Raw genomic sequence first — 16,469 nt, 5'->3', positions numbered from 1 at the left:
TAAAATAACTACAAAGATGAAACTAAGATTAATTACAATTTCAGCTTTAGTTTTTACTTGTTTTTTACAATCGTGTAAAGAAGATGTAAAAACTAAAGTTATTACTAAAGAAGAAATTTCAGAACATTCCAAAAAAGCAAATACCTTTTTCGACGAACAATTTAAAGGACATTTAAATCGTCACCCAATGGATCAAACCTACTTAGGTATTAAAAAAGATGCAGATAAATGGAATGATATTTCTGATGCATTTGCTAAAGAAGAATTAGTACATACCAAAAATGCATTAACATGGTTAAAGGATTCTTTAAACGTAACTAAGTTAAATGCAAGTACTAAGTTAAGTTATGATTTATTTAAGCAGCAGCTAAAGAATGAAATAGCAGATTTTAAATATCGTTTTCATACATATCCTGTAAATCAAATGCACGGAATGCAGTCTGAAATTCCGGCATTTTTAATAAATATGCATCAGGTAACATCAACCAAAGACGCTGAAAATTACATCGCCAGATTGCACAATTTAAAACCTTTATTTAGTCAATTAGTTATTAACTTAAAAGAACGAGAAAGTAAAGGCATTATGCCTCCTAAATTTGTTTTTGCAAAAGTATTAGAAGATTCTAAGAACTTGATAAAAGGAAAACCTTTTGATAATTCAAGTAAAACAAGCACATTATTAAACGATTTCACGAACAAAGTGAATAAACTAACTATTAATGCCGAAGAAAAAGAAGCATTGATCGAGAAAGGAATTGTGGCTTTAAAAGAAGGAGTTTTACCAGCATATAAAAACTTAATTTCAACTTTAGAAGCTCAAGAGAAAATAGCAACTACAGATGCTGGCTCATGGAAGTTTCCTGAGGGAGAAGCTTTTTTTAACAATGCTTTAAAAAGAACTACAACAACGAACTTAACATCAGAAGAAATTCATGAAATAGGTTTAAAAGAAGTAACTCGTATTCATGATGAAATGCGTGTTATAATGAAGGGCACAGGTTTTGAGGGATCTTTAAAAGAGTTTTTCGAATTTATGAAGAAGGATAAGCAATTTTATTATGCCGATTCTAAAGAAGGAAGACAGGTTTATATGAAAGAAGCAACGCATATGATTGATAGTATGAAAACTCGATTAGACGAGTTGTTTATAACAAAACCAAATGCTAAGTTAATTGTAAAAGCAGTAGAACCTTTCAGAGAAAAATCAGCAGGAAAAGCATTTTATCAACAGCCAGCAATAGATGGATCAAGACCTGGTACTTATTACGCTAACATGTATGATATGGCAAGTATGCCGTCTTATCAAATGGAAGCTTTAGCTTATCATGAAGGAATTCCTGGTCATCACATGCAAATAGCAATTGCACAAGAACTACAAAATGTACCCATGTTTAGAAAGTTTAGTAGTTACACTGCTTATATTGAAGGGTGGGGATTATATTCTGAATATATTCCTAAAGAAATGGGTTTTTATGCAGATCCATATTCCGATTTTGGTCGTTTAGCAATGGAGCTTTGGAGAGCTTGTCGTTTGGTTGTTGATACTGGTATTCATACTAAAAAATGGACACGTGAACAGGGAATTAAATATTACACAGATAACACTCCAAATGCTGAATTAGATGCCGTAAAAATGGTGGAACGTCATATTGTAATGCCAAGCCAGGCAACGGCTTATAAAATAGGAATGTTAAAAATATTAGAGCTTCGTGAAAAGGCAAAAGAAGCTTTGGGAGATTTGTTTAATATTCGCGAATTTCACGATGTAGTTTTAACCAATGGTCCGTTACCTTTAAATGTTTTAGAGAACTTAGTTGATGTGTATATCAATAATAAAAAAAACAAGTAAACAATGGTTGTAACATAACTGTTAAACAAAAAACTCGATACAATTAGTATCGAGTTTTTTTAAATTTATGAAAAGAAGCCATTATTTAGCGCCTTCTTCAGCTTTTATTCGGTTGATAAACTTATTTAAGCGTTTACCATAATTAGAGTTCTTTACTTTATCGGTTAAATTATTATTAATAGTATCTAATAAAATAATATTAGCATCAAATAATTCAGTTAAAGCAATATATGGTGCAGCTTCACTATCTGCATTGTTTTTAGCAAACTGAGTCGTAAATAAAAAACGTTTACGTATCATTTTTTTGTAATCTGAGTCTAATTTTGCAATTAATTCTTCATCATTAGCTTGACGAGCTTCTAAATTTTTCTTAACAAAATCTAATCGCCTATCTTTAAATCTTTGGTCAAAATCACGGTATTTATCCATTACTTCTTGATTTTTAGATCCTTTTATTTCTGGACTAAAACCAAACTCTTCTAATTTATCGTTGATGGTGATTTCTCCTTTTTCACCAAAAAACATCAATCTCTTTTCATCGGTATTTCCATCAAAAGTTAAATAATACATTTCAGGAGACTCAACATTATCGGTTAAAATAAATTTATCATCGCCTAATAACGCTACAGAATCTACAGATACTATTAAAGTATCGTTCATTTTCTGAAGGTACAATGTACCTTTTTTTAATCCTTTAATTTGACCTTTAACAATCATGTTTCCTTCTTTCTTAGAAGAACAAGCAAAAGCTAATATTGAAAACGCACAAATGGCGATAAGTTTTTTCATGTTATTTTAAATTTAGAGTTGCAAATATGCAGAATTCTCTTATAAAGTAGCAGATATTTCCATTAAAATTGTACATAAAATTGCACCAACAGTTCCAATTGCATATCCAAATACCGCTAATAAAACACCAACAGTTGCTAATGAAGGATGAAATGCTTGTGCCACGATAGGGGCAGAGGCAGCACCACCAACATTTGCTTGGCTACCTACAGCTAAGAAGAAATAAGGGGCTTTAATTAATTTAGCAACTAAAATTAACAAACCAGCATGAATTGCCATCCAAACAAAACCGATAGCTATTAAACCAACATTATCAAAAATCATTGTTAAATCCATTTTCATACCAATAGTTGCTACTAAAATGTAAATAAAAATACTTCCTATTTTACTAGCTCCTGCTCCTTCATAATTTTTTGCTTTGGTGTATGATAAAACAATAGCAATAATGGTTGAAATACTAATTAGCCAAAAGAAGCCTGAGCCTAAAAAGGTAAAAATATTTCGCCACGTTTCTGACTGAATTTCAGCAACTAAATCGCTAAAAAACGAACTTAAAAAAGAAGCTGCAAAATGCCCAAAACCAACAGTTCCGAATGCAATAGCTAACATAATCATAAAATCAGTTAACGTAGGGTTTCTTTTAACGCCTTGTGTAAATTTAGACACACGTTCTTTTAAATCTTCAATAGCTGAGGTGTCTGCACCTAACCATTTGTCAATTTTTTCTTTTCTACCAATTCCTATTAATAAAATAGCCATCCAAACATTTGCAATTACGATATCAACAAATACCATTCCGCCATATTTGGCAGGATTATATTGGTAAATTTCTAGCATTGCAGTTTGATTTGCTCCACCACCAATCCAACTTCCTGCCAGTGTTGAAAGTCCACGCCAAACTGCATCAAAATCTGCACCACCAACTGTTTCTGGAGAAAATAAAGATATTAATAAAATAGCAATTGGTCCACCAATAATAATTCCGACTGTTCCTGTAAAAAACATAATTAATGCCTTAGAACCTAAGTTGAAAATTGCTTTTAAATCGATACTTAATGTCATTAAAACTAATGCTGCAGGTAGTAAAAAACGACTAGCAACATAATACAATTGAGATTTTCCTTTTACAACTTCACCAGTTACGGTTGCAGTTTCCCATTCGGGAGAAATCACGCCAAAAGTAGTGAAAATAGCAGGTATAAAATAAGCCATAAAAAGACCTGGTACTATTTTATAAAATTTAGGCCAAAATCCGTCGGTTTTAGATTCTGTATAAAATACAAATCCTAAGGAAATCATTAAAATTCCGAATACAATTGCATCGTTTGTAAAAGTTGGTGCGCTCATGTTTTAATTAGTTTTTTGCTAAAGTAGGTTTTTATTTCTTCTTACGATGATCTGTGCTAATAGCAACACCTAAGAGAATTCTATTAAAATTACCGTCACCATTTACATTTATTCTTTGGTAGCCAACTTTAAATGTTGTTTTTTTAGATGAGTGATATTTAAAACCTGCGCCCAACCAATTTTGATTGTAAGCTTCATCATCAAAATCAAAAAATACTTCATTGTATAAATAAGTACTCCACTTTTCGTTTAAAGGATGGCTTAACCCGATTTGATAGCGTAAAAAATGAGAAGTTGTTGAATTAAAAAAACGTTGTTCAGCTCTAAATCTATGAGCAAAACCAAGTTTGTTTATTTTATGTTTGATATTAAAGTCTTCATAAATACGGTGTTCATTAACTTCACCTCCGTCAACGTCAAAAGAACCATCGGTATTTAAATACGAATAGCCTAAAGTAGCGCTCATATTTTTATTGATTTTGTAGTTTCCACCTAATCGACCAATAAATTGCTGTAAATCATCACCAATTTCAAAAAAACGAAAATGAGCCATCGTTTTTAAACTCAACTTATCAGAAATTTGATGAGAACCGTTGTACATATACCAAGCTCCTAATTCGTTTTGAGGAGTGTTCTGAGCGGTGTTTTTTAATGAGAATAAAATAATAAAGATAAAAATTGCTTTTTTCATAATGTATGTAATTTTAAAATCTCCTACGCTAAAGGGTAGGAGATTTTTAAATTTAATTAAGTTTCAAAAATAATTAATTTATAGAAAAAGTACTAGTTTTTTTGAAAGGAGAAATTTCAATTTTTTCAACAGTCGATTTATACTTTTTCCAATCTTCAGAAAAGAAAATATTTGTTTTTTCTATTCCTTTAGTATAAGATTTTTTAAACTGATTTATTAATTGTTTTTCAGTTGCTGTTTGTTTGCCAAATCTACTACCAACATACCAACGAGCTGTACTAAAACGATTGTTTATTGTAACTTCAGGATTGCGAGTAATTCCTTGTCTTTTATCAATTGTACCTAAATACATTGCGATTAAAGTATCAATTTTTTTGATGATTTCTTTTGATGCTTTTATTTCTACCTTGTATTTCTTTTTATCTTCTTTGGTAAATTTAGATTTTAAAGAAGTTGCTGTGTTTTTACTTTCTACCAATTGTTTTACAACACTTGCCATTTTTTCTTGATAGGTTTCCAACTCTTTGCTAGCAGCGTATTTTTGATTGATAGCTTCATCTGATATTTGTAATCTAGGATCAAATTCAACTTTAATAATTTGTTCAGAAACGGCATCTCCAAAAGTCATTTTTAACTTGTAAACTCCTGGTTTTACAGTAACACCTCCAGGTTCTCTAGTTTGCTTTCTGATGCGCCTTGAAGCTCTAGCAACACCTTTTTCTCTTAGATACCACGTAGTTTTGTGTAATCCGTTTTCTTTAGGGGTTTTAAATTTCAAGGTTCTTATTTTTCGAGTTCCATCAAAAATTTCTAGTTTAATAGAATCGTGTTTAATCTTGTTTTTATCTTTTTTAGAGTTATCAGCCGCGCTCGAATTGGCCTCTTTTTTGTTTTTCGTTTTGTCTTGTTTCTTGCTTTTATCTTCTTTTTTCTCAACTTTCGGATTGTTGATGTAATAAGAAATTTGTGCACCACGTTTTCTGTTTTCACCTTGATACATAGCATCGGCACCAAACCTACTTCCTGTTGGCTGTTGGCTAGCTGCCTGATAAGCAGTTGGTGGAGCAAACAAGGTTAATTTTTGATTGGTAACATTACTTTTTGCCATAGCACGTAGTGGGCGAATATCATCTAAAACCCAAGCAGCTCTACCAAATGTACCAATTACTAAATCGTGCTCACGAGGATGAATTACTAAATCTTTTACAGGAACAGTAGGGAACCCGTTTGTCCATTTAGTCCATTTTTCACCAGCATTTAAAGAAATGTATAATCCGTCATCGGTTCCTAAAAACAATAAATTTTCATTTTCAGGATCTTCAATAATACAAAGCGCATAGCTTTCTACATCGTTTTCATCAACAATACGTTGCCAAGTTTTTCCGTAATCTTTAGTTCTGTATGCGTAAGGTGTGTAATTAAAACGTCTGTAATCGTTGGCAACTAAAAGTGCTTCACCTTTATTTTTGTTAGACGCTTTTATTTGTGTTATCCAAGAGTTTTTAGGTAAGTCTTTAATGTTGTTAGTAACGTTTGTCCAAATTTCACCACCGTTTTTTGTGATGTGAACTTGTCCGTCATCAGTAGCAGCCCATAAAACATCTTTTTGTAAAAGAGAAGGCTCAATCACTAAAACGGTACAGTGATTTTCAGCACCAGTAGCATCCATCGTTAAACCACCACTTTCTGCTTGTTTTAATTTTTCTGGATTATTGGTTGATAAATCAGGCGAAATCACCTCCCAAGTTAATCCTTTATCGGTTGATTTATGCACAAACTGACTTCCGAAGTAAATTGTTGAATTATCAAAAGGATCAATATTAATAGCTGAATTCCAGTTGAAACGTAATTTTACATTCGCATCCTTATGGGTTGGTTTTACGTTGTAATTATTACCTGTTTTATAATCGTATCTAGAAACAGAACCTTGCTGACTCATCGTCCATCCATAACGCGAATCATCTTTATCAGGAACTACATCAAATCCATCTCCAAAACTTATTTCTTGCCAGTAACTATTTCTAATTCCTTGAGATTTCCAGACATAAGCAGGGCCGCGCCAAGAACCGTTGTCTTGCATTCCTCCGTAAACATTATACGGATATTCATTATCAACATTAATATGATAAAATTGAGCAACAGGAAGATTTCCTATAAAACGCCAAGACTTTCCGCCATCTTTGGTGATGTTTAATCCGCCATCATTACCATCAATCATAAATTTTCCATTCTTCGGATGAATCCACCATGCGTGATGATCTGGATGGATTCCGTTATCAACACCGTAAGCAGGCATTAATTGTTTGAATGATTTTCCGCCATCTTGCGAAACATTGATGTAGGTAAAAACGGTATATAATCTGTTTTCATTCTGCGGGTCTACATAAATTTCCGAATAATAAAAAGGACGATTTCCAATACCTGGTTTATCGTTTATTTTTTTCCATTTAAATCCGCCGTCTTCACTTTTATAAAGCGCGTTCTTTTTAGCTTCAACTAAAGCATAAATCACATCTGGATTGTTAGGAGCAATGGCAACACCAATTCTACCTAATTCTCCTTTCGGAAAACCTTCTTTTTCGGTAATTTGCTTCCAGTTTTCACCACCATCGTGTGTAATGTACATTCCGCTTCCTTTTCCACCAGACTTAAAAAACCAAGGATCGCGTTTGTGTTCCCACATGGCAGCTATTAATTTATTAGGATTTGACGGATCCATAATTAAATCGGCTGCACCTGTTTTTATATTGTTGAATAAAATTTGTTTCCAAGTTTTACCACCATCAGTAGTTTTATAAACGCCACGTTCTTTATGCTCACCCCAAGGCGAACCAATGGCACCAACATACACAATATCAGGATTTGTAGGATGAATAATTACACGATGAATATGACGTGTTTTTTCTAACCCCATAGCTTTCCATGTTTTACCAGCATCTAACGATTTGTAAATTCCGAAACCACCATTTAAACTATTTCTAGGATTTCCTTCACCAGTTCCTGCCCAAATAATACTCGGATTTGATTGCTGAATTGCTATAGCGCCAATAGAAGCAGTTAATTCTTTTTCGAAAATAGGTTCCCATTTAATTCCGCCCGAAGTAGATTTCCAAATTCCTCCTGATGCAGTACCAACGTACATTATTTCGGGATTCGTTTCTACAACATCAATGGTTGTTACACGTCCCGACATTCCTCCAGGACCAATGTTTCTAGGTTTCATGTTTTTAACTAAATCCATCGAAAATTCTTGAGAAAACACAAGCGATGTAATAAGTAAAAATAAGACAGAAAATATTCTTTTCATTATAGTTAGTTTGATTTGCAGAACAAGTTACAAAATAGAAAACCACTCAATATTTACCGAGTGGTTTTTAACATTTTATTAAGATTTTGGAAGTGAATAAAATTGCTTCAAAAATTAAATTTATTCGTCTTTCTTTTTAGGTTCGCGTTTGGCTTCCTTCAATGCTTGCATTAGCATCCATTCTATTTGGCCGTTTGTAGAACGAAATTCGTCAGCAGCCCATTTTTCAATAGCTTTAATCATATCTTCGTTTACGCGAAGCGCAAATGCTTTCTTTTTTGCCATAGTTATTTTTTTACAAAAGAGACAACGGTTTTAATCAGTTTATCGGATAAAGGATAATCAGCAGAAAAATAAGAATTCATGTTGTTTTCATCTTTATCAATATGTTTTAACACATGATTCATATTTTCTATAACTACTAATTCAGACTTCGAATTAGATATATGTAATGTTTTTGCATCTTCTATTGACACTTGTAAATCTTTCGTTCCGTTAATGATTAATACAGGAATATTTATTTTTTTAATCTCTTCGGATGGATTGTATTGCATCCAGCTTTTAAAAAAAGGTGTATTCTGTGGATTAAACATTGTTACTAAAGAAGGATTTACTTTTTTTATAGTACCAGTTTCTTTTAATTCTTTAAAATGTTCTTGTAGCGTATTAACAATAAGCGGGTTTTTGGTTTTCATTTGATCAACTATTTTCTGATCGATAAAACCAGACGGCCCTGCTAATGAAATGTATTTATCACTGTTTTTACTAGCTAACATTGCTACTAATGAACCTTGACTGTGACCGATTAAAACAATTTCTGAAAACCTGGTATCATTTTTAAAATGGGAGATTACTTTTTTTGTATCAGAAATAAAAGAGTCAAACAAGATTCCTTTTTTTAATGCTGCCATGTTTTTTTTATTAGCAGTTCTCTTATCGTAGCTAAAAAAAGCAATGTTATGTTGGTTAACGCTGTCGCGGAATTGTTTTATATAGTTGGCTTTAACGTAAGGAAGTTGGTTTCCGTTTCGGTCAACATTTCCAGAACCGTGAATCCAAATTAATAACGGAGTTTTATCCTCAGAATACGTTAAGGTTCCTGGTAATTCAATTCCGTTATTTTTTATTAATATTTCTTCAGATTTTACTTGAGCAAAAGCAACTACAATACTAAAAGTATAAAAAATAATAAGCGCGATTATTCTAATCATGATAATTTGTTTTTATAGGTTTCTAAAACACGAGTAGCTTCATTTTTTTTCTGAGAACCAATTAAGAATTTTTTACCATTTTTAAACTCGAATAAGATGCCAATATTTCCTTTTACAGTATATGAGTTTAGCTTAATTCCCCATCCGCCGTAATCGGTAATTGGTTTGTATTTTATAACTCGAACATTTTTAATGGTTTCCCATTTAATTATCTTAAATTTAGATTGAATAGGAGAAAAGCGATAATAAATTCCGGTTTTATCTATTCTTGTTTTTAATTTTAAATAGAAGAAAAACACTGTAACTAATAAAAAAACACTACAGGTAATTATTAAAAAATTATTTGATGTAGGCTTGCTTCCGAAAGGAGTTTTTAATATCAACTGTTGATAAATACCAAAGAAGAAAAATAAGTTTAGGCCTAAAAACACAAGCCAAATCCACCATTGTGTAAAACGTTGTTCTTCTTTAAATATTTTCATTATTACCTATTCTTGTTACGTTCAAATATAATGCCCCCAGTACTTTGAAATATGTTATTTACAACCCAACCTTCTCTTGCATATTGATTTAAAAGATCTTCATACTTCTGAGTTCTATTCCTTATTCCTAATTTTGGTTGTACCACTTTATATTCTTTCATAATATGTTATTTCTTGATGAATTATTTTTTTTTTAATGACTTAAAGTTCCTGCGTTAACTACTGGAGAAGCTTCTTTATCACCACATAAAATAACTAATAAATTACTAACCATAGCAGCTTTACGTTCTTCATCTAATTCAACAATTTGTTTTTTATTTAATTCTTCTAAAGCCATTTCAACCATTTCTACAGCACCTTGCACAATTTTATGACGTGCAGCAACAATTGCTGTTGCTTGTTGGCGTTTTAACATAGCGCTTGCAATTTCTTGTGCATAAGCTAAATAACCTATACGAGCTTCTAAAACTTCGATTCCGGCGATAGATAAGCGCTCATCTATTTCTTTTTCTAAAGCTTCACTTACTTCATTTACACTAGAGCGAAGTGTAATATCTTCATCGTGCCCTTCATCAGCAAAATTATCATAAGGGTACATGCTTGCTAGTTTACGTACTGCTGCATCTGTTTGTACACGAACAAAGTTTTCATAATTATCAACATCAAAAGCAGCTTTATAAGTTTCCGTAACACGCCAAACTAAAATAGTAGAAATCATTACAGGATTTCCTAATTTATCATTTACTTTTAAACGCTCGCTATCAAAATTACTCGCTCTTAACGAAATTGTTCTTTTTTTATATAAAGGATTCGCCCAGTACAAGCCATTGTCTTTTATAGTACCAACATATTTACCAAAAAGTAAAATAACTCTAGAATTATTGGGGTTAACTAAAATAAAGCCAAACATTCCTATAAGTCCAATTATAGCAATAGGAATAAAAATTGGAGTTTCATTTATTATAGATGTTGTAATTCCGCCAAAGAATAATGTTAAAACTATTAGTAACATTAAATAACCGTTTGCTGGTTTTATTATTTTTTCTGCTTTCATGTTTCGTTTGATTTATTGTGATATCATTTTGATATTGTAAAGATATGCTTAATTTTTTGTTAAATCCAAATTTCCAAATGAATATTTTTATATTTTAGCAAAAAATTAAGATAGTTTTATTTATGAAAACGAAAATATTATTAGTGTTATGTGCTTTTTTTATAAGTGCTTCATCTATTGCCAATAATGATGATGTTTGGGGTCAAACAGGTCATAGAACAACAGGTAAAATTGCCGAAAACAACCTGACAAAAAAGGCAAAAAGAAAAATAGCTGCGTTATTACAGGGTGAGAGTTTAGCTTTTGTATCTACGTATGCAGATGAAATAAAATCAGATAGAAAAACATTTGGTAAATATTCTACTTGGCATTATGTAAACATGCCTTTTGATGTTAGGTACGAAGCATCTGAGAAAAATCCAAAAGGTGATTTAGTTACCGGAATAGAAGAATGTGTAAGAGTTTTAAAAGATGAAAAAAGTTCGGTTGAAGACAAGCGTTTTCATTTAAAAATGCTAGTACATTTAGTAGGAGATCTTCATCAGCCAATGCATATTGGAAGAAAGGAAGATAAAGGAGGAAATGCTACTCAAGTTCAATGGCACGGAAAAGGGTCAAACTTACATAGAGTTTGGGATACCGATATGATAGAAGGTTGGAAAATGAGTTATGTTGAACTGGCAGAGAATGCTAAAGATTTATCAAAAGAACAAATAAAACAGATTCAAAGAGGAAGTGTAGTTGATTGGGTACATGATACACACGGAATAACTAAAAAAGTATATGGATCAGTAAAATCGGGAGATAAATTACGTTACCGTTATTCGTATGATTATTTTCCCGTTGTTAGAGAACAGTTACAAAAAGGAGGTTTACGTTTAGCTAAATTATTAAACGAGATTTTTTGCTAAAAATCATTTTTTTAAATAAATACAAAAGCTCGAAAGGTAATCTTTCGGGCTTTTTAGTTGTTAATATTTCGTTAATTAGGCTTGTTTAAAAATATAATCAATTAATTTAGAGGTAAATAAAAATGAAGCATGTATGAATTTCGATTTTTAATACTTTTTGTTTTGATAATTTCTTCTTGTAAAAAGGATCAAGAAACAAAAGAAGCGTCAACAAAGCAAAATGAAATAATCACATTAAATTATAACGAGTTAAAGCCGTTTTTGCATAAAAATGATGATAAAACGTATGTGATTAATTTTTGGGCTACATGGTGTTTGCCTTGTGTAAAAGAATTGCCAGCTTTCGAAAAACTAAACAAAGAGTTTAAAGATAAAAATGTTGAGGTTATTTTAGTGAGTTTAGACTTTTCAAAACAAATAGAAAGTAACCTAATTCCGTTTATAAAAGAGAAAGAAATAAAATCGAAAGTATTGCACTTCGAAGATAAAAATGAGCAATTCTGGATTCAGGATATAGCAGATAGTTGGTCGGGATCAATACCTGCAACACTTATTTATACTAAAAATAAGAGAAAGTTTTATGAGCAATCGTTTCATTACGAAACCTTAAAGAATGAATTACAAACCTTTTTAAATCAATAAATATGAAAATTTTTAAAATAGTATTAATGTTTGTTGTAATTGCAACAATTTCAGCATTTACAATAAATGAAACGAAAGGATATAAAGTAGGAGATGTAGCGTCAGACTTTAATCTTAAAAATGTAGATGGTAAGATGGTTTCTTTGGCTAATTTTAAAGAAGCTAAAGGTTTTATTGTTGTTTTTACCTGTAATATGTGTCCGTATTCTGTAGCAAACGAAGATCGTTTAAATGCTTTGGATAAAAAATATAGTAAAAAAGGATATCCAGTAATTGCTATCAATCCAAATGATCCTGAAGTATCAAAAGGAGATAGTTTTAACGACATGAAAATTCGTGCAAAGGAAAAAGGATTTACTTTTCCTTATTTATTTGACGAAGGTCAAAAAGTATATCCAATGTACGGCGCAACAAAAACACCACATGTGTATATTTTAAATAAAACAGCAGGTAAATTAATTGTTGAATATATAGGCGCTATTGATGATAGTTCTAGAGACGAAATCAATGTATCTGAACGTTTTGTAGAAGATGCTGTAGATGCTTTGTTAAAAGGTGATAAACCTGCTAAAAAATATACCAGAGCAATAGGTTGTTCAGTTAAAGATAAAAGATCTTTAAAGTAAGAGAAGCAAATTTATAAAATCTTTAAAAGAATAAAATACTACCTAAAGACTATATTAAAATTATAGTTTCTAGGTAGTATTTTGTTTTTACCTTTGGTGTGTAAAACGATAAAGAAGAACAAATGTTAGATTATGTAATAATTGGAGGAGCACAAGCAGGATTATCGATGGCTTACCATTTAAAAAAAATGGAAAAAAAGTTTGTAGTTATTGATGGTGAAAAAGAGATTGGCGCTTCTTGGTTAAATAGATGGGATTCTTTAAAATTATTTACACCTACGGAGTACAATCACTTGCCTGGTATGAAATTTAACGCTTCAAAAGGGCATTATCCTACTAAATTTGAAGTTAGTAATTACTTTAAATCATATGTAGAAAAATTTGAGATTCCTTTACAATTAGATACGCTAATTACCTCTGTAAGAAAAAATGAAAAAGGGTTTTATGTTTCTTATAAAGATGGTGAAATTCAAACCAAAAATGTAATTGTTGCTACAGGGCCGTTTCATATTCCGTACACACCGCCGTGTCATAAGAAAATATCAGAAACTGTTTCTCAGATGCATAGCAACTACTATAAAAGAGTAGATCAATTACAAAAAGGAGATGCGTTGGTTGTTGGAGCAGGAGATTCTGGGTATCAAATTTTAGATGAAATATCTAAAGATAAAAACAGAACCGTTTATTTTTCTGGAAACACAAACGTAAAATCATTACCACAACAGTTTTTAGGTAAAACACTTTGGTGGTGGTTTACTTTAATTGGTTTTTTAAGTTATAGTAAATATAGTTGGATTGGTAAACGAATTAACTCATCTGTACAGCCAGTGATTGGTACAGATGTTAAAGAAATTTTGTCTAGAGAAAATGTAATCGCTGTTGGAAGAACAAAAGATGCTTTAAATAGTGAAATAGAGTTCGAAAAGGATAAAATATCAACGATTAAAAATATTGTTTGGGCAACTGGATATCGCCCAAATTTTAAATGGATAGAAGGTTTGGAGTTAGACGAAGATGGTTATCCTAAAAACTATAGAGGCGTAAGCAATATAAACGGCTTGTTTTTTATTGGTTTACCTTGGATGTTTACTCGTGGCTCTGCAACTTTAGGTGGCGTTTCAAAAGATGCCAAATATTTAGCAGATATTATTAGCAAGAAAAATAAACAATAATACTTTAAGAGTATGCAACAAACTACCAATACTATTTTAATGGTTCGTCCGGCTAGTTTTAGAATGAACGAGCAAACAGCTATAAATAATTATTACCAACAAGAATTGTCTGGTATGCTGCCCGCTACAATTAATGCAAAAGCACAGCAAGAATTCGATGCTTTTGTAATTAAGTTAAAAGCTTTAGGTATTAACGTTATCGTTGTTGAAGATACTAAAGAACCAGATACACCAGATGCTTTGTTTCCTAATAACTGGATTTCTTTTCACGAAAACGGAGATGTTGCTATTTATCCGATGTTTGCTGAAAATAGGCGTTTAGAAAAACGAGAAGATATATTAGAAATATTAGAAGAAAAAGGTTTTGAAATTAAAAATGTAATTGATTATTCTGCAGCCGAAGAAGAAGGTCTTTTTTTAGAAGGAACCGGAAGTATGATTTTAGATCGTACATATAACAAAGCATATTGTGCTTTATCGCCAAGGGCGGATGAAGAATTGTTCATTGAGTTTTGTGAAGATTTTGAATACACTCCTGTAGTATTTACAGCAAACCAAACTATAAACGAAAAACGAGAAGCTATTTACCATACGAATGTAATGATGTGTGTGGCAGAAAATTTTGCTATCATCTGTTTAGAAGCTATTGATGATAAAAAAGAAAATAAAAACGTGTTAAAACATTTAAAATCTGATAGAAAAGAAATAATAGCTATTACCGAAAAGCAAGTAAATCAGTTTGCCGGTAATATGTTACAAGTAAAAGGGGCTAATGACCAACGTTATTTAATAATGAGCTCATCAGCATATAAGTCCTTGACAAAAGAACAGTTACAAAAAATAGAAAAGCACAATGCAATTATTCATTCACCATTAGATACAATAGAATTTTGTGGAGGCGGAAGTGCACGTTGTATGATGGCAGAGATATTTTAAAATAACAAGGGTTGTTTATACTATAAGAGATAATAATACGTTTAACATTACTTAAACTATTAAAAACAATCAATAATGAAAAAAGTATCCCTTCTATTAATTGTCGCAATTATTGCAACATCTTGTGTTTCTAAAAAAAAGTATGTTGAGTTAGAACAACGATATACCAACACTAAAGGTACTCTTCAGAAAACAGCATTAGAAAAAGAAGAACTAGAAGCTAAGTTTGCTAAAATTGAAAAAAGAGTAGACAACTACAATACCAAAATAAACTCTTTAAAAGGAATCAATTCAAACCTTAAAGAAGAAAATGATGTAAAATTAGATATGGTTGAAGGAGCTGTAATATCTAATTCGATGAAAGTTAAAATGCGTAAAACTTTAGCAAATGTTGATGCTGCTGAATTAGCAGAAGCTAAAACATTAAAGGATTCTATGGATTTAGCAGTTTCTTATAAACTTAAAAAATCAATTAATGTTCCTGAATTACAAAACTCTGACGATATTAATGTAAATATCGATAAAACGGTAGTAATGATATCTATTTCAGATAAAATGCTATTTAGAACCGCTAGTTATAAGGTGAATAGTAGAGCATACAAAACGTTAAAGAAGTTAGCAGAGATTATCAAGTCAGAACCAAGCATGGATGTAATGATTGAAGGGCACACCGATTCAAGAAAAATTCATAATGATGTAATACAAGATAATTGGGATTTAAGTGTAAAAAGAGCTACATCAATAGTTCGTATTTTAGAAAAAAAATATGGCGTAAACCCTAATAGATTAATTGCTTCGGGTAGAGGTTCATCTTTACCTTTAGTAGATAATAAAACAAGCGCAAATAGAGCTAGAAACAGAAGGACTAAAATTGTTATTTTACCTAATTTAGATAAGTTTTTTGGTTTATTAGCAGAAGAAGAGGTGATTCAGCCATAGTATAAAAGACTTTTAAAAAAAACCTCCGATCTTAATCGGAGGTTTTTTTGTGCTTTAAATTGATTAAATAATTACTGGCTTATAGTTTTTATAATATTGCATTAAAATAAAAGAACAAATAACTGAAGAAGCAATTCCCTCAATAGCTAAAGCGAATACAACTAAACCAAGACTTAAATTTTGTCCCCAGAAAGCAGAATCTTCTAAAATATTTATAAGAGAAGGGTTTATGAAATCTACATAAAATATTAGGCCTATAATCGTAAATCCAACGGCAACAATAGAGGTTCCTATACCAACAGAAAAATTATTAAAATATAAAGATTCTTTATTTGCATTGATATTCGTTTTTATGGCATTGTTTATTCCCCAAAGAACAAAGGCAAAGTTTAAGAAACGTAATTCTTGAACATGATCTAAACCTAAAACTTTCATCAATAGAAAAAAGCCGACGATCCCTGCAAAAATTAATAAAGCATTGTTAATTATTATTTTAGTACTACTCATAACATG

17 protein-coding genes are annotated in these 16,469 nt (G+C 31.2%); 7 read left to right on the top strand and 10 right to left on the bottom strand.

Going from position 1 to position 16,469, the window contains the following annotated elements:
* The first annotated feature begins 16 nt into the window (after positions 1-16).
* Positions 17-1,849, top strand: a complete 1,833-nt coding sequence (locus H0I30_RS04390) for a DUF885 family protein (protein ID WP_218773100.1) — start codon at positions 17-19, stop codon at positions 1,847-1,849.
* Positions 1,850-1,930: 81 nt separating this feature from the next.
* Here H0I30_RS04390 and H0I30_RS04385 read toward each other — a convergent pair whose 3' ends face one another.
* The 9 genes from H0I30_RS04385 to H0I30_RS04345 form a co-directional block, all read right to left on the bottom strand.
* Positions 1,931-2,638 (bottom strand): DUF4369 domain-containing protein, encoded by a 708-nt coding sequence (locus H0I30_RS04385; protein ID WP_218773099.1) that lies wholly within the window; start codon positions 2,636-2,638, stop codon positions 1,931-1,933.
* A gap of 39 nt (positions 2,639-2,677) precedes the next feature.
* Positions 2,678-3,985 (bottom strand): DUF819 domain-containing protein, encoded by a 1,308-nt coding sequence (locus H0I30_RS04380; protein ID WP_218773098.1) that lies wholly within the window; start codon positions 3,983-3,985, stop codon positions 2,678-2,680.
* Between the two features lie 31 nt (positions 3,986-4,016).
* On the bottom strand, positions 4,017-4,676 hold the full coding sequence (locus H0I30_RS04375; protein WP_218773097.1) for a DUF2490 domain-containing protein: 660 nt from the start codon (positions 4,674-4,676) through the stop codon (positions 4,017-4,019).
* 73 nt (positions 4,677-4,749) lie between these two features.
* Positions 4,750-7,983, bottom strand: coding sequence for a hypothetical protein (locus tag H0I30_RS04370; RefSeq protein WP_218773096.1), 3,234 nt, complete (start codon positions 7,981-7,983; stop codon positions 4,750-4,752).
* Between the two features lie 120 nt (positions 7,984-8,103).
* Positions 8,104-8,268: an Arc family DNA binding domain-containing protein gene (locus H0I30_RS04365; RefSeq protein WP_218773095.1), complete on the bottom strand. Its 165-nt coding sequence runs from the start codon at positions 8,266-8,268 to the stop codon at positions 8,104-8,106.
* 2 nt (positions 8,269-8,270) lie between these two features.
* Positions 8,271-9,194: a S9 family peptidase gene (locus tag H0I30_RS04360; RefSeq protein WP_218773094.1), complete on the bottom strand. Its 924-nt coding sequence runs from the start codon at positions 9,192-9,194 to the stop codon at positions 8,271-8,273.
* Positions 9,191-9,676 carry a DUF6141 family protein gene (locus H0I30_RS04355; protein ID WP_218773093.1) on the bottom strand — a complete coding sequence of 162 codons (486 nt, stop codon included), beginning with the start codon at positions 9,674-9,676 and terminating at the stop codon, positions 9,191-9,193. Before H0I30_RS04355 ends, H0I30_RS04360 begins: the two co-directional genes overlap by 4 nt.
* A 2-nt stretch (positions 9,677-9,678) precedes the next feature.
* Positions 9,679-9,837 (bottom strand): DUF4177 domain-containing protein, encoded by a 159-nt coding sequence (locus H0I30_RS04350; RefSeq protein WP_218773092.1) that lies wholly within the window; start codon positions 9,835-9,837, stop codon positions 9,679-9,681.
* Positions 9,838-9,869: 32 nt separating this feature from the next.
* Complete coding sequence (locus H0I30_RS04345; RefSeq protein ID WP_218773091.1) at positions 9,870-10,730, bottom strand: SPFH domain-containing protein; 861 nt, start codon at positions 10,728-10,730, stop codon at positions 9,870-9,872.
* Between the two features lie 122 nt (positions 10,731-10,852).
* On the opposite strand from H0I30_RS04345, the gene H0I30_RS04340 reads away from it, so the two are divergent.
* From H0I30_RS04340 to H0I30_RS04315, 6 genes are all read left to right on the top strand, one after another.
* Positions 10,853-11,641 carry a S1/P1 nuclease gene (locus H0I30_RS04340; RefSeq protein ID WP_218773090.1) on the top strand — a complete coding sequence of 263 codons (789 nt, stop codon included), beginning with the start codon at positions 10,853-10,855 and terminating at the stop codon, positions 11,639-11,641.
* 129 nt (positions 11,642-11,770) lie between these two features.
* Positions 11,771-12,283: a TlpA disulfide reductase family protein gene (locus tag H0I30_RS04335; RefSeq protein WP_218773089.1), complete on the top strand. Its 513-nt coding sequence runs from the start codon at positions 11,771-11,773 to the stop codon at positions 12,281-12,283.
* 2 nt (positions 12,284-12,285) lie between these two features.
* Positions 12,286-12,909 (top strand): thioredoxin family protein, encoded by a 624-nt coding sequence (locus H0I30_RS04330; protein ID WP_218773088.1) that lies wholly within the window; start codon positions 12,286-12,288, stop codon positions 12,907-12,909.
* Between the two features lie 122 nt (positions 12,910-13,031).
* Positions 13,032-14,081 (top strand): NAD(P)/FAD-dependent oxidoreductase, encoded by a 1,050-nt coding sequence (locus H0I30_RS04325; protein ID WP_218773087.1) that lies wholly within the window; start codon positions 13,032-13,034, stop codon positions 14,079-14,081.
* Positions 14,082-14,093: 12 nt separating this feature from the next.
* Positions 14,094-15,017: a citrulline utilization hydrolase CtlX gene (gene ctlX, locus H0I30_RS04320; RefSeq protein WP_218773086.1), complete on the top strand. Its 924-nt coding sequence runs from the start codon at positions 14,094-14,096 to the stop codon at positions 15,015-15,017.
* Positions 15,018-15,092: 75 nt separating this feature from the next.
* Positions 15,093-15,956 (top strand): flagellar motor protein MotB, encoded by an 864-nt coding sequence (locus tag H0I30_RS04315; RefSeq protein WP_218773085.1) that lies wholly within the window; start codon positions 15,093-15,095, stop codon positions 15,954-15,956.
* 63 nt (positions 15,957-16,019) lie between these two features.
* Here H0I30_RS04315 and H0I30_RS04310 read toward each other — a convergent pair whose 3' ends face one another.
* Complete coding sequence (locus tag H0I30_RS04310) at positions 16,020-16,463, bottom strand: hypothetical protein (protein WP_218773084.1); 444 nt, start codon at positions 16,461-16,463, stop codon at positions 16,020-16,022.
* Positions 16,464-16,469: the final 6 nt, after the last annotated feature.

Source organism: Tenacibaculum sp. AHE14PA, assembly GCF_019278465.1.
Lineage (GTDB): Bacteria > Bacteroidota > Bacteroidia > Flavobacteriales > Flavobacteriaceae > Polaribacter > Polaribacter bernardetii.
Note: the sequence above shows the minus strand (reverse complement) of the source record. Positions and strands in the feature narration are given on the sequence as shown.